The 16,261-nt window shown below is 40.5% G+C and carries 7 protein-coding genes; 1 reads left to right on the top strand and 6 read right to left on the bottom strand.

Annotation, left to right across the window (positions count from 1 at the left end):
- Positions 1-442: 442 nt before the first annotated feature.
- Positions 443-2,542, top strand: a complete 2,100-nt coding sequence (fusA, locus tag B5D82_RS09270) for an elongation factor G (RefSeq protein WP_081151035.1) — start codon at positions 443-445, stop codon at positions 2,540-2,542.
- Between the two features lie 567 nt (positions 2,543-3,109).
- On the opposite strand, the gene tuf is transcribed toward fusA (B5D82_RS09270), so the two are convergent.
- The 6 genes from tuf to rpoB all read right to left on the bottom strand — a co-directional run bounded on the left by tuf (position 3,110) and on the right by rpoB (position 16,105).
- Positions 3,110-4,294 carry an elongation factor Tu gene (tuf, locus tag B5D82_RS09265; RefSeq protein WP_081151013.1) on the bottom strand — a complete coding sequence of 395 codons (1,185 nt, stop codon included), beginning with the start codon at positions 4,292-4,294 and terminating at the stop codon, positions 3,110-3,112.
- Between the two features lie 68 nt (positions 4,295-4,362).
- Positions 4,363-6,459, bottom strand: a complete 2,097-nt coding sequence (fusA, locus tag B5D82_RS09260) for an elongation factor G (protein WP_081151033.1) — start codon at positions 6,457-6,459, stop codon at positions 4,363-4,365.
- 142 nt (positions 6,460-6,601) lie between these two features.
- Entirely contained in the window at positions 6,602-7,075 is a 474-nt protein-coding gene (gene rpsG / locus B5D82_RS09255) for a 30S ribosomal protein S7 (protein WP_081151031.1), read from the bottom strand.
- 109 nt (positions 7,076-7,184) lie between these two features.
- The gene (rpsL, locus tag B5D82_RS09250) at positions 7,185-7,559 is read right to left on the bottom strand and encodes a 30S ribosomal protein S12 (RefSeq protein ID WP_011045492.1); all 375 of its coding nucleotides are present in this window, start codon (positions 7,557-7,559) and stop codon (positions 7,185-7,187) included.
- Between the two features lie 206 nt (positions 7,560-7,765).
- Positions 7,766-11,971 carry a DNA-directed RNA polymerase subunit beta' gene (gene rpoC, locus B5D82_RS09245; RefSeq protein WP_081151029.1) on the bottom strand — a complete coding sequence of 1,402 codons (4,206 nt, stop codon included), beginning with the start codon at positions 11,969-11,971 and terminating at the stop codon, positions 7,766-7,768.
- Between the two features lie 105 nt (positions 11,972-12,076).
- A complete protein-coding gene (rpoB, locus tag B5D82_RS09240; RefSeq protein ID WP_081151027.1) occupies positions 12,077-16,105 on the bottom strand; it encodes a DNA-directed RNA polymerase subunit beta in 4,029 nt (1,342 codons plus the stop codon).
- Between the last annotated feature and the right edge of the window lie 156 nt (positions 16,106-16,261).

The following is a 16,261-nucleotide window of genomic DNA, read 5'->3' as shown; positions in this document are numbered from 1 at the left end:
TATACAGAGACTGTTGGTAATTTCAACTGTTTATTTCAGGCTTTTATTATGGTCGGTATATACGGTTAAAGTAACCTTATAAATAGGGGATAAATTAACGATATATTCATCAATTATTTTCAGTTTTACGACCTAGTTTGTAAGTCTATTTTAATGCTTATATATAAGCAGAAAAAACATCTAGAAAAATACCTATATATAAGCATAAAAAACACCTAGAAAAAAAACATATATATAAGCAGTAAAAATATAAGCAGTGAAGCATTTCATGTTTTGGAAGTATTTAACTTAAAATGGCGAAATAAGCTTCTGAGGTATAATTTTACACCTTGTTTAGCTAAAATTAGCAAACTTCAAAAATTTTTTATGTCGATTTTAATTAAGTAATGGTATACTCGCGCGCAAAATTTCAACAATTCATTTTCATAAATAGAGTAACGTAATGGCAGATTTATCTAAATACAGAAATATTGGTATCTTCGCTCACGTTGATGCTGGTAAAACCACCACAACTGAACGTATCCTTAAATTAACCGGTCAGATCCATAAATCTGGCGAAACACATGATGGTGAGTCAACTACCGACTTCATGGAACAAGAAGCTGAGCGCGGTATTACTATACAATCTGCTGCGGTAAGCTGTTTTTGGAAAGATCACCGTTTTAACGTAATTGACACTCCTGGTCACGTTGACTTCACTGTTGAAGTTTACCGTTCACTTAAAGTACTTGATGGTGGTGTTGGTGTATTCTGTGGTTCTGGTGGTGTTGAGCCACAATCAGAAACTAACTGGCGTTATGCAAACGACTCTAAAGTATCTCGTTTAATCTTCGTTAACAAATTAGACCGTTTAGGTGCTAATTTTTACCGTGTAACTGATCAAGTTAAAAAAGTACTAGGTGCTCACCCACTTATTATGACTTTACCTATTGGTGAAGAAGATGACTTCGTTGGTGTTGTAGACGTTTTAACTCAAAAAGCTTACATCTGGGACGAAACCGGTCTTCCAGAAAACTACACAATTGAAGATATTCCAGCTGATATGGTTGATGATGCAGCTATGTATCGTGAGCAATTAATCGAAACTGCATTAGAAGCAGATGAAGATTTATTAATGGAATACTTAGAAGGTGAATTAACACCTACTGATGAACAAATAAAAGCCTGTATCCGTAAAGGTACACGTGAAATCATGTTCTTCCCAACATACTGTGGTTCTGCATTCAAAAACAAAGGTATGCAATTATTACTTGATGCCGTTGTTGATTACTTACCGTCTCCTACAGATGTTGACCCACAACCTCTTACTGATGAAGAAGGTGAGCCTAATGGTGAATACGCAATCGTTTCTGCAGATGAAACATTCAAAGCGTTAGCATTCAAAATCACTGATGACCGTTTTGGTACCTTAACTTTCGTACGTATCTATTCAGGTACATTGAAGAAAGGCGATACCATACTTAACGCTGCAACAGGTAAAACTGAACGTGTTGGCCGTATGTGTGAAATGCAAGCCGATGACCGTAACGAACTTACTTCAGCACAAGCTGGTGATATCATCGCGATTGTTGGTATGAAAAGTAACGTTCAGACAGGTCACACATTATGTGATCCTAAGCACCCAATCATCCTAGAAGCTATGGTGTTCCCTAAGCCAGTAATCTCTATCTCTGTAACACCTAAAGATAAAGGTTCAACTGAGAAAATGGGTATTGCTATCGGTAAAATGGTTGCTGAAGATCCAACATTCCAAGTTGAAACTGACATAGATTCAGGTGAAACAATTTTATCTGGTATGGGTGAACTTCACCTAGATATCAAAGTAGATATTCTAAAACGTTCTTACGGTGTTGAATTAGCGGTTGGTAAACCACAAGTTGCTTACCGTGAAACTATTACTCAAGAAATTGATGATAGCTATACGCATAAGAAACAATCTGGTGGTTCTGGTCAATTTGGTAAAATTGATTATATCATCCGTCCAGGTGAACCAAATTCTGGTTTTACATTCTCATCAAAAGTTGTTGGTGGTAATGTACCAAAAGAATTCTTCCCAGCGATTGAGAAAGGCTTCAAAGGCATGATGGATACTGGTGTTCTTGCTGGTTTCCCTGTACTTGACGTTGAAGTTGAATTATACGATGGTGGTTTCCATGCTGTCGATTCATCTGCTGTTGCATTTGAACTCGCTGCTCGTGGTGCTTTCCGTCAGTCAATTCCAAAAGCTGGTGCTCAGTTAATCGAACCTATCATGAAAGTTGATGTGTTTACGCCTGATGATCACGTTGGTGATGTTATTGGTGATTTAAACCGTCGTCGTGGCATGATCGCAGGTCAAGAAGCGGGTGTTTCAGGTGTTCGCATTAAAGCTGATGTGCCTCTTTCAGAAATGTTCGGTTACATCGGATCATTACGTACAATGACATCAGGTCGTGGTCAATTCTCTATGGAATTCTCTCACTACTCTCCATGTCCAAACAACGTAGCAGAAGCCGTTATTGCAGAAGTAAAAGAATTGCAAGCAGCTAAAGCTAAAAAGTAATTCCCTTACTTTTAGTGTTTTTATAAAAGGATGCTTCGGCATCCTTTTTTATTGTCTGAAAGTCATCGAATATCATTTTAAAATTTTAATTTTTGCTCTAACAGAAAACACACCAACCTTATTTCTTTAGAACGCTACGTAAGCAAAAATTTAGCAATACTCCGTTAATGTAAGCACAACATCTAATGCGTTACATTCATTACTGACGAAGCCTAGCGTAGCATTAACTCTACTAGCGTTGTTTTAATGTGAATTAACATTAAGCAATGTAATGGTTAAGAGCAGATACAGAACCAACAACACAACGTCAAGCTTCGTCGGATAAGCTCTGAAACTGGCTCTGCTGAAAACAAAAAAGACGCCGAAGCGTCTTTTTTAAGGTTTGGTGTCTAAAAATTATTAAGCAATACATCCTTTAAGGTAAAAGCGATACAACACCTGCACCACCAGCACCACCTGCACCAAAAACTCGACGCCAAGCTTCGTCCTATATGCTCTGAGACTGGCTCTACTGAAAACAAAAAAGACGCCGAAGCGTCTTTTTTAAGGTTTGGTGTCTAAAAATTATTAAGCAATAATTTTAGATACAACACCAGCACCAACAGTACGACCACCTTCACGGATAGCGAAGCGTAAACCTTCGTCCATCGCTACTGGGTTGATAAGCTCTACAACAAACTTTAAGTTGTCGCCTGGCATTACCATTTCAACACCTTCAGGAAGCTCTACAGCACCTGTGATATCTGTTGTACGGAAGTAAAACTGTGGACGGTATCCTTTGAAGAATGGAGTATGACGACCACCTTCATCTTTCGATAACACGTATACTTCTGATTCGAATTTAGTGTGAGGTAAAATTGAACCAGGTTGACATAAAACTTGACCACGTTCTACGTCTTCACGCTTAAGACCACGTAAAAGAACACCACAGTTCTCGCCAGCACGACCTTCGTCAAGAAGCTTACGGAACATTTCAACACCAGTACATGTTGAAGTTTGAGTATCACGGATACCAACAACTTCTACTGAATCGCCAACTTTAACGATACCACGCTCAACACGACCTGTTACAACAGTACCACGACCTGAAATTGAGAATACATCTTCGATAGGCATGATGAATGCACCGTCGATTGCACGCTCTGGCTCTGGAATGTATGTATCTAATTGGTCAGCAAGTTCAATGATTTTCGCTTCCCATTTCTCTTCGCCTTGAAGAGCACCAAGAGCTGAACCTTGAATTACCGGTAAGTCATCACCTGGGAAGTCATATTCAGAAAGAAGTTCACGAACTTCCATTTCTACTAGTTCAAGTAATTCTTCGTCATCTACCATGTCACATTTGTTCATGAATACGATGATGTATGGAACGCCAACTTGACGTGATAACAAGATGTGCTCACGTGTTTGTGGCATAGGACCATCTGTAGCAGCAACTACTAAGATAGCGCCATCCATTTGTGCAGCACCCGTGATCATGTTTTTGATGTAATCAGCATGGCCAGGACAATCTACGTGGGCGTAGTGACGGATTTCTGTATCGTATTCGATGTGAGAAGTATTAATAGTAATACCACGCTCACGCTCTTCAGGAGCATTATCGATTTGTGCGAAATCTTTAACTTCACCACCGTGAACTTTAGTTAATACTGCAGAGATAGCAGCTGTTAAAGTTGTTTTACCGTGATCGACGTGACCGATAGTACCAACGTTAACGTGCGGTTTATTACGTTCAAATTTTGCTTTAGCCATTTTTCAATTACCTTAAAGTTTATTAAAAGCCCGGCCAAAAGACCGAGCCAGACTTTCAAAAAGCCTTACTAAGATTCAATTATTTTGTCGGCAACTGCTTTTGGTGCTTCGCTATATTGCTGAAACTCCATTGCATATGATGCGCGACCTTGAGTTGCACTACGTAATGCCGTAGCGTAACCAAACATTTCAGATAGTGGCACAAGTGCATTCACTACCTTCGAACCAGCTGGACCTTCGTCCATGCCATCGATCATGCCACGGCGACGATTTAAATCGCCGACAACATCACCCATGTTTGCTTCTGGCGTAATAACTTCGACTTTCATCATTGGTTCAAGAATTACCGGAGATGCTTTTAGCACACCTTGTCTAAAACCTATTGATGCAGCGACTTTAAACGCCATTTCGTTAGAGTCAACGTCATGAAAAGAACCGTCATAGAGTGTGACTTTGATGTCTAATAACGGGTAACCCGCTAAAACACCACTGTCCATTTGCTCTCTACAGCCCTTTTCAATTGAGGGGATAAATTCTTTTGGAATCGTACCACCAACAATCTCGTTAACAAACTCAAAACCCTTACCTTCAGGTAAAGGTTCCAATTTCAACCAAACATGACCAAATTGACCACGACCACCTGATTGACGAACAAATTTACCTTCCACTTCTACTGATGAACGTATGGTCTCGCGATAAGCCACTTGTGGATTACCGACATTACATTCAACGCCAAATTCACGTTTCATGCGTTCAACTAAAATATCGAGGTGTAATTCCCCCATACCAGAAATGATGGTTTGACCCGTATCTTCATCAGAGACTACTCTAAATGACGGGTCTTCTGCGGCCAATTTACCTAACGCAATACCCATTTTTTCTTGGGCTGCGACAGTTTTTGGCTCAACTGCTACAGAAATTACTGGCTCAGGAAATTCCATGCGCTCAAGTGTGATCACGTGATTCGCATCACATAAAGTATCACCTGTGGTGACATCTTTAAGACCAATAGCCGCAGCTATATCACCTGCACGTACTTCTTTAATTTCCTTGCGGTCATTCGCGTGCATTTGCACAATACGACCTAAGCGCTCTTTTTTGCCTTTAACAGGATTGTATATACTGTCACCAGTTTTTACTACACCTGAATATACGCGAAAGAACGTTAATGTACCGACAAACGGGTCTGTCGCAATTTTAAATGCTAAAGCAGCAAATGGCGCTTTATCATCGGCTTCACGACAGCCTTCAGTTTCGTTTTTGTCATTATTAATACCTTTTATCGCTTCAACATCTGTTGGTGCAGGTAAAAATTCTATGACAGCATCAAGTACTGCTTGTACGCCTTTATTTTTGAAAGCTGAGCCACAAGAACAAAGGACAATTTCATTGTTTAGCGTACGGGTACGTAGCGCAGATTTTATTTCTGCTTCGGACAAATCACCTTCTTCAAGGTATTTATCCATTAGTTCTTCAGAGGCTTCTGCAGCTTCAGAGACAAGGTTTTCATGCCAATGGTCGGCTTGTTCTTGCATCTCTGCTGGAATATCTTCATAAGTGAAGGTCATTCCCTGGTCACTTTCGTTCCAGTTAATGGCTTTCATCTTTATTAAGTCGATAACACCAGTAAAGTCTTCTTCAGCACCAATTGCTAAATGAATAGGTACTGCATTGGCTTTCAAGCGAGAATTAAGTTGCTCAACAACAGCTAAGAAGTCTGCACCTGTACGGTCCATCTTATTAACAAAAACTAAACGTGGAACAGAGTATCTCTCCATTTGACGCCAAACAGTTTCTGTTTGTGGTTGAACTCCTGAAGATGCACACAATACTAGTACAGCACCATCTAATACACGTAAAGAACGTTCTACTTCAATCGTAAAATCTACGTGACCAGGGGTATCAATAATATTGATATGGTGATCTTCAAATTGTGCTTCCATCCCTTTCCAGAAACAAGTAGTAGCCGCAGAGGTTATGGTTATACCACGCTCTTGCTCTTGTTCCATCCAATCCATAGTGGCTGCGCCATCATGAACTTCACCGATCTTATGTGAAAGACCAGTATAGAAAAGTACCCTTTCTGTTGTTGTCGTTTTACCGGCATCGACATGAGCACAAATACCAATGTTACGGTAACGCTCAATAGGGGTTATACGTGCCACAATTTCTTCCTCTTTCTGAGAATTTTTTCCCAGATTATAAAACAGTTGTGGCTATCACTTTGTATCTTTACAGATACTCGATGATAACCACGGCATTACACTTATTACTATACAACTAGCAATTTTTGCTAGTGAATAGTATCTACCAACGGTAGTGAGCGAATGCTTTGTTAGCTTCGGCCATACGGTGAACGTCTTCACGTTTCTTAACCGCTGAACCTTTGCTGTCAGACGCATCTAACATTTCGTTAGCTAGGCGCTGAGCCATTGATTTTTCACCACGTTTACGAGCTGCTTCAACTAACCAACGCATGGCTAGAGCATTACGACGCACTGGACGAACTTCAACTGGAACTTGGTAAGTAGAACCACCAACACGACGAGACTTTACTTCCACTTGTGGGCGGATGTTGTCTAACGCTGTTTCGAATAACTCAAGATGAGATTTCTCAGTGTTTTTCTCAGTTAAAATGTCTAATGCACCGTAAACAATTTTTTCTGCAGTAGATTTTTTACCATCAACCATAAGGATGTTGATGAATTTTGCTAAAAGTTCGTTGTGGAACTTAGGATCTGGCAATATTTTACGTTGCCCTACGACGCGTCTTCTTGGCATCTTAATTCTCCGTTATATTCAGGATAAACCCAAAATGTAATATGTTATTTGGCCTTACTTAACGTTTCTATTCTTTTACTTATCTTTTGATAAGTACAGAAAGGGAAACTTAAGATTTAGGTCGTTTAGCACCGTATTTAGAACGGCCTTGTCTTCTATCGCTTACGCCAGAACAATCTAGTGCGCCACGAACGGTGTGATAACGCACACCCGGTAAATCTTTAACACGACCACCACGAATCAAGATAACACTATGTTCTTGTAAGTTGTGACCTTCACCACCGATGTATGAAGTAACTTCGAAGCCGTTAGTTAAACGAACACGAGCAACTTTACGTAATGCTGAGTTAGGTTTTTTTGGTGTAGTTGTATACACACGAGTACATACGCCACGACGTTGTGGACAAGCTTGTAACGCTGGTACGTTACTTTTAGTTACTTGTCTTACACGTGGTTTACGTACTAATTGGTTAATAGTTGCCATTAAATAGCTCCCGATTAGTTAAATTTGTGTAAATTCCAATCAATGGGGAAATTTACACCCTTATAAACGTGAAAATCCGCGACCTTAGATTCAATACACAAATGTACGGAATATAGGGTCGCGGAATTCTATAGGTCAAGCTTTAACCTGTCAAGCTTTACTCGCATTAGACAGGTTAAACATTGCTCTTAACCGATTTATCAATACTATGACGATAAATCTGCATTCAAAGCATCTGTTAGTGCTTGCGCTGCGTCGTCAGCTGATACTGTAACTTCTTCAACAGGAACGGCGTTTTTAGCACGCGCGCGTTCTTGATGATAAGAGTAACCTGTACCGGCTGGGATTAAGCGACCAACAATAACATTCTCTTTCAAGCCACGAAGTTTGTCTTTCTTACCAGCTACTGCTGCTTCCGTAAGTACACGCGTCGTTTCTTGGAAAGATGCCGCCGAGATGAATGACTCAGTTGCTAATGATGCTTTAGTAATACCCATCATTTGCATTTCGTATTCAGCTGGTTGTTTGCCTTCAGCTTCTAACTCACGATTAGAGATATTCACACGCGCAACTTCTAGGATTTCACCTTTAAGGAAGTTACTATCACCGGCGTCTAAAATCTCACACTTGCGGATCATTTGACGTACGATAACTTCAATGTGTTTATCGTTAATCTTAACACCTTGTAAACGGTATACTTCTTGTACTTCGTTAACAATGTAGTTAGCTACTGGTGCAACACCACGTAAACGCAAGATATCATGTGGAGACTCTGGACCATCGGCAATAACTTCACCTTTAAGTACAGATTCACCTTCAAACACGTTTAATTGACGCATTTTAGGGATCATCTCTTCGTATACTTCACCACTTGGTTGAGTGATAAGTAAACGCACTTTACCTTTAGTTTCTTTACCGAAAGCAATAATACCTGTTTTCTCAGCTAAGATAGCTGGAAGCTTAGGCTTACGCGCTTCAAATAAATCTGCTACACGTGGCAGACCACCAGTAATATCACGAGTTTTTGACGATGCTTGTGGAATACGTGCTAACGCATCACCAATACCAACTTCTGCACCATCTTCAAGGTTAATAATCGCGTTACCTGGTAAGAAGTACTGTGCTGGAATTTCAGTACCAGCGATCATCACATCGTTGCCTTTAGCATCGACTAACTTAACTGCAGGGCGCATTTCTTTACCTGCGGTGTTACGTTGGCCAGCTTCAGTGACTACGATACTTGATAAACCAGTAAGTTCATCAGTTTGACGAACCATAGTTACGCCATCGACAAGTTCAACGAATTGAACCTTACCACCAACCTCAGTAATAATTGGATGCGTATGCGGGTCCCAATTAGCAATGATGTCGCCTGCTGTAATTGCTTCGCCATCTTTCTTATTAAGAATGGTACCGTAAGGCACTTTGTAACGTTCTTTCTCACGACCAAGCTCATCAATTACTGTCAATTCAGATGAACGTGAAGTAATCACTAAGTGATCTGCTGAGTTAGTTACAAATTTAGCGTTTTGTAGTTTCAGTGTACCTGTGTTCTTAACTTGTACGTTGTTTTCAGCAGATGCACGAGATGCAGCTCCACCGATATGGAACGTACGCATGGTTAACTGAGTACCAGGTTCACCGATAGATTGTGCTGCCACAACACCAATCGCTTCACCTTGGTTGATCATATGACCACGAGCCAAATCACGGCCGTAACAATGAGCACAAATACCAAAATCTGTTTTACAAGTAATGATTGAACGCACTTTCATTTGATCGATTGAGTTTTCTTCAATGAAATCACATAAAGCTTCGTCAATAAGTGTATTACGCGGTAATAACACTTCATCAGTACCTGGTTTAACAACATCTTCAGCTACAACACGACCAAGAACACGTTCACGTAACGGCTCAACAACATCACCACCTTCAATCAATGGTGTCATTTGTAGACCGTCTAATGTGCCACAATCATGTTCGGTAACAACCAAATCTTGTGCAACATCAACTAAACGACGAGTTAAGTAACCCGAATTAGCTGTTTTCAATGCCGTATCAGCCAAACCTTTACGCGCACCATGAGTAGAGATGAAGTATTGTAATACGTTCAAACCTTCACGGAAGTTAGCGGTGATTGGTGTTTCGATGATTGAACCATCTGGTTTAGCCATCAAACCACGCATACCTGCAAGCTGACGAATCTGAGCGGCACTACCACGAGCACCAGAATCCGCCATCATGTAGATTGAGTTGAAAGAGTCTTGCTCTTCTGGCTCACCATCACGGTTTATCACTGTTTCTTTTGATAAGTTGTCCATCATCGCTTTCGAGATTTTCTCGTTGGCAGAAGACCAAATATCAATTACTTTGTTGTATTTTTCACCCTGAGTTACAAGACCTTGCTCGAACTGAGTTTGAATTTCTTTAACTTCTTCTTCTGAATCTTCGATGATGGTGTATTTCGCCGCAGGAATAACCATATCGTCGATACCAACTGAAGCACCCGCGATCATCGCGTAGTGGAAACCTGTATACATAATTTGGTCAGCAAAGATAACAGTATCTTTAAGTCCCAAGTTACGGTACGCATGGTTAATCAGTTTTGAAATTGGCTTTTTACCTAGTGGCTGATCAATAAGATCATAAGGCATGCCGTCTGGACATACTTGCCATAAGATTGCACGGCCTACTGTCGTATCACGTAAAGTTGTCTTCGGTTCAAGTACGCCTTCAGCATTACGAATATGTTCAGTAATACGAATTTTTACACGTGCATGAAGTTCAGCAAAACCTGTACGGTATGCTTTTTCAGCTTCTTTGATGTCGGTAAAAATCATACCTTCACCTAAACCATTAACACGATCGCGCGTTAGGTAATATAAACCTAATACAACATCCTGTGATGGTACGATGATAGGGTCACCGTTCGCTGGTGAAAGTACGTTGTTCGTTGACATCATCAACGTACGTGCTTCCATTTGTGCTTCGATTGTCAACGGTACGTGTACCGCCATTTGGTCACCATCGAAATCGGCGTTATATGCCGCACAAACCAATGGATGCAAATGAATCGCTTTACCTTCAATTAAGACAGGTTCAAACGCTTGGATACCCAATCTATGAAGTGTTGGTGCACGGTTAAGCATAACCGGATGTTCACGAATTACTTCGTCAAGTACATCCCAAACTTCAGCGCCTTCGCGCTCTACTAATTTCTTAGCAGCTTTGATTGTTGTGGCTAATCCACGCGCTTCTAATTTACCGTAAATAAATGGCTTGAATAACTCTAATGCCATTTTTTTCGGTAAACCACATTGATGCAAACGTAGTGTTGGACCAACAGTAATTACAGAACGACCAGAGTAATCTACACGTTTACCCAATAAGTTCTGACGGAAACGACCTTGCTTACCTTTGATCATATCGGCAAGTGATTTAAGAGGACGTTTGTTAGAACCGGTAATTGCGCGACCACGACGACCATTATCTAGTAATGCATCAACAGACTCTTGCAACATACGCTTTTCGTTACGTACGATGATATCTGGTGCTACTAGGTCAAGAAGACGTTTTAAACGGTTGTTACGGTTAATAACACGACGGTATAAATCGTTCAAATCAGAGGTAGCAAAACGGCCACCATCCAATGGTACCAACGGACGTAAATCTGGTGGTAAAATTGGTAAAACGTTCATGATCATCCACTCAGGCTTGTTACCTGATGCTGCGAATGCTTCCATTAATTTTAAACGTTTAGTGATTTTCTTACGCTTAGTTTCAGAACCAATCTCAGGCAACTCTTCACGCATTTGCGCTACTTCGCCGTCAAGATCGATCTGTTGTAATAACGCAAGTACCGCTTCAGCACCCATAAGGGCGTCGAATTCGTCACCGTGCTCTTCTAACGCATCAAGATATTCTTCTTCGGTTAGAATTTGGCTTTTCTCTAATGTTGTCATACCAGGTTCGGTAACAACATAAGATTCAAAGTAAAGTACACGCTCAATATCACGTAACGTCATGTCTAATAATAGACCGATACGTGATGGCAATGACTTTAAGAACCAAATGTGAGCAACTGGGCTTGCTAATTCGATATGACCCATACGGTCACGACGAACTTTAGTTAATGTAACTTCAACGCCACATTTTTCACAAATTACACCACGATGCTTAAGGCGTTTGTATTTGCCACAAAGACATTCGTAATCTTTAACTGGGCCAAATATACGCGCACAGAACAAACCATCACGTTCCGGCTTAAAAGTACGATAGTTAATCGTCTCAGGTTTCTTTACCTCACCAAATGACCATGAACGAATCATGTCAGGTGAAGCTAGTCCGATGCGAATACCATCGAACTCTTCTGTTTGATTTTGTTGCTTAAGAAACTTAAGTAAATCTTTCACACACTATCTCCTGTCGGAGTTAAATACCGGAGAGAGCAGTTATCTGCTCTCTCCATGCACTGACTTATTGCGTTAGCTAAAAGTCAGCAATGTAGCTGCACTAGCCTAGTCCTGATCCAATTCGATGTTGATACCCAACGAACGAATTTCTTTCAACAATACGTTGAATGATTCAGGGATGCCCGGCTCCATACGATGATCACCGTCAACTAAGTTTTTATACATCTTAGTACGACCGTTAACATCATCAGATTTAACCGTTAGCATTTCTTGCAAGGTATAAGCGGCACCGTATGCTTCAAGTGCCCATACTTCCATCTCACCGAAACGCTGACCACCAAACTGTGCTTTACCACCAAGAGGCTGTTGCGTTACTAGCGAGTATGAACCCGTAGAACGCGCATGCATTTTGTCATCAACTAAATGGTTCAGTTTCAACATATACATGTAACCAACAGTCACAGGACGCTCAAAGTTACGACCGGTACGGCCATCAGTAAGCGTAAACTGACCACTTTCAGGCATATCAGCAAGTTTAAATAAGTCTTTAATCTCTTTCTCACTTGCACCATCAAATACTGGTGTAGCAATTGGAAGACCTGCACGTAAGTTACCGGCTAAGCGCATAATTTCATCATCAGAGAATGAATCAATATCAACTTCTTGGCGAGACTCACCTAAGTTGTAAACTTCTTTTAAGAACTCACGTAATTTGTGAATTTCTAATTGAGCTTCCAACATACGGTTAATTTTTTCACCAATACCACGGGCAGCCATACCTAAATGCGTTTCTAGGATCTGACCAATGTTCATACGTGATGGTACACCCAACGGGTTAAGTACTACATCAACAGGAACACCGTGCTCATCGTAAGGCATGTCTTCAACAGGTACTACGTTTGAAATAACACCTTTGTTACCATGACGACCGGCCATTTTATCACCTGGCTGGATACGACGCTTAACGGCTAAATAAACTTTAACTATTTTCAACACGCCAGGCGCTAAATCAGCACCTTGAGTGATTTTACGACGTTTAACTTCATACTTTTTATCAAAGTCTGCTTTTATGTTGTCGTATTGCTCAGCGATTTGCTCAAGTTCTGACTGTTGACCTTCATCAGCCAAGTTTTGCACTAACCACTTATCACGAGACATGCTGTTAAGATCAGATTCATTTAAACCTGAAGCTAACAATAATTTTTTCGCACGTGCGTATATGCCATCTTCTAAAATGCTGAACTCATCACCCAAGTCTTTCTTAACTTGTTTAAGTTGCATTTCTTCGATTTCAACAGCACGAGCATCTTTCTCTACACCGTCACGGGTGAAGATTTGAACGTCAATGATGGTACCAGACACTGAGTTAGGTACACGTAACGAGCTGTCTTTAACGTCAGCTGCTTTTTCACCAAAGATAGCTCGTAAAAGTTTTTCTTCTGGTGTTAATTGTGTTTCACCTTTAGGAGTAACTTTACCCACTAAGATGTCACCACCGTTAACTTCAGCACCAATGTAAACAACACCCGCTTCATCTAATTTAGATAATGCAGATTCGCCAACATTTGGAATATCAGCAGTAATTTCTTCACTACCAAGCTTAGTATCACGAGCGATACAGGTTAACTCTTGAATGTGGATAGTTGTGAAACGATCTTCAGTAGCTACACGCTCAGATAACAACATTGAATCTTCGAAGTTGTAACCATTCCAAGGCATGAAAGCGATACGCATGTTTTGGCCAAGTGCCAATTCACCCATATCGGTAGAAGGACCATCTGCTAAAACATCACCACGCACTACAGGCTCAGCCATACGACACAATGGACGTTGGTTGATACACGTATTTTGGTTTGAACGGGTGTATTTAGTTAAGTTATAAATATCAATACCCGCTTCACCAGCGTGCATTTCATTTTCATTAACTTTAACGACGATACGTGAAGCATCAACGTAAGTAACAACACCGCCACGTTTAGCAACAACTGTTACACCAGAATCAACCGCAACAATTTTCTCCATACCCGTACCAACAAGTGGTTTATCCACTCTTAATGTAGGTACAGCTTGACGTTGCATGTTCGAGCCCATCAAGGCACGGTTAGCATCATCGTGCTCTAGGAACGGAATAAGTGATGCCGCTACTGATACGATTTGTTGTGGTGAAACGTCCATGTACTGAACTTGTTCAGCAGACATTAGCGTAAATTCGTTTTTATGACGACAAGCAACTAAGCCTTCAACCAATTTACCATCGGCATCAACTTCAGCCGTGGTTTGTGCAATCACGAAATTACCTTCTTCAATTGCAGAAAGGTAATCGATGTCGTCAGTCACTAAACCATCAACAATTTTACGGTAAGGTGTTTCCAAGAAACCGAAATCGTTAGTACGTGCATAACACGATAACGAGTTGATCAAACCAATGTTTGGACCTTCCGGTGTTTCAATTGGACAAACACGACCGTAATGCGTTGGATGTACATCACGTACTTCGAAACCAGCACGTTCACGTGTCAAACCACCTGGCCCTAAGGCAGAGATACGACGCTTATGCGTCACTTCTGACAATGGGTTGTTTTGATCCATAAATTGTGACAATTGTGATGAACCGAAGAATTCTTTAACGGCAGCAGAAATCGGCTTAGCGTTAATTAAATCTTGTGGCATGATCGCATCTAAGTCACCAAGACTTAAACGTTCACGAACAGCACGCTCAACACGAACTAAACCAACACGGAATTGGTTTTCTGCCATTTCACCTACAGAACGGATACGACGGTTACCTAAGTGATCGATATCATCAACTTCACCTTTACCGTCACGAATGCCGATTAAAGTTTTCATTACTGAAATGATATCTTCTTTAGATAATACGCCAGTACCAACATCATCAGCATTGCCAACACGACGGTTGAACTTCATACGACCTACCGTTGATAAGTCATAACGTTCTAGTGCGAAAAATAAGTTATTAAATAACGTATCTGCTGCATCTTTTGTTGGTGGCTCGCCAGGACGCATCATACGGTAAATTTCAACTAGCGCTTCTAAGCGGTTAGTTGAGTTATCTACACGAAGTGTGTCTGACATATATGAACCAACATCGAATTCGTTCATATATAAAGTAGATAATACTTTGTGTCCAGCTTGGCTTAATTCAGCTAGTAACTCTAGCGTAATCTCAGCATTCGCTTCAGCGATTACTTCACCAGTAGACTCATCAATATATGCTTTAGAAAGTACTTTGCCTACAATGTACTCTGCAGGTACTTCTAAAGTTTTCATTTTCTCTTTTGATAAAGAGCGAATATGACGTGCGGTAATACGACGACCCTGTTCAACTAAAACATCACCTTTAGGGAGTTTTATGTCGAAAGTTGCTGTTTCACCACGTAAGCGTTCTGGAATTAAATCCATTATTAGCTTATCGCCTTTAATCGTAAAATTAGTCGTATCGTAGAAGATATCTAAAATTTCTTCTGTTGAGTACTCTAAGGCACGTAAAATTATTGACGCCGGTAATTTACGACGACGGTCAATACGAACAAATAAGTTATCTTTTGGATCAAATTCGAAATCTAACCATGAACCACGGTAAGGTATAACGCGAGCGTTATATAACACTTTACCTGAAGAATGCGTTTTCCCTTTATCGTGATCGAAAAACACACCTGGAGAACGGTGTAATTGAGAAACAATAACACGCTCAGTACCATTGATGACAAATGTACCGTTGTCAGTCATTAATGGTATTTCACCCATGTATACTTCTTGTTCTTTGATATCTTTTACTGTGCCTGCCGCCGCTTCTTTATCATAAACGACTAAACGTAATTTAACGCGTAATGGCGCAGAGTAGGTGATACCGCGGATTTGACATTCTTTAACATCAAATAACGGCTCGCCCAAACGATAGCTTACGAATTGTAATTCTGAGCTACCAGAATAAGCTTTAATTGGAAAAATAGAATGAAATGCAGCCTCTAGGCCTGTTTCACCTGTTGGATCAATATCAATAAACTTACGGAAAGATTCGAGTTGGATTGATAACAAGAATGGATAGTCCATTACTTGCACACTTTTACCAAAGTCCTTACGAATACGTTTCTTTTCAGAGTAAGAGTAAACCATGGGGTTCCTCAGCTTGCTGGTTATGGCCGATCTGCCTTCAAAAAAGACAGGATATTGCAGTGATACTTCTTTTATCAAGCATCAAATAATGCACTGTTTTGGTTTAAAAAAAAACCACTTTCTTTAGCGCAAAAAGGCCGGTGACGTTTAAATCAC

Origin of the sequence: Cognaticolwellia beringensis (assembly GCF_002076895.1) — a bacterium.
GTDB lineage: Bacteria > Pseudomonadota > Gammaproteobacteria > Enterobacterales > Alteromonadaceae > Cognaticolwellia > Cognaticolwellia beringensis.
This window is presented reverse-complemented; position numbering and strand designations above follow the sequence as displayed.

Excerpts from the sequence above, each read along its gene's own strand:
- fusA (WP_081151035.1), top strand. The coding sequence starts at position 443 with ATGGCAGATTTATCTAAATACAGAAATATTGGTATCTTCGCTCACGTT.
- rpsL (WP_011045492.1), bottom strand. The coding sequence starts at position 7,559 with ATGGCAACTATTAACCAATTAGTACGTAAACCACGTGTAAGACAAGTA.
- rpoB (WP_081151027.1), bottom strand. The coding sequence starts at position 16,105 with ATGGTTTACTCTTACTCTGAAAAGAAACGTATTCGTAAGGACTTTGGT.
- rpsG (WP_081151031.1), bottom strand. The coding sequence starts at position 7,075 with ATGCCAAGAAGACGCGTCGTAGGGCAACGTAAAATATTGCCAGATCCT.
- tuf (WP_081151013.1), bottom strand. The coding sequence starts at position 4,294 with ATGGCTAAAGCAAAATTTGAACGTAATAAACCGCACGTTAACGTTGGT.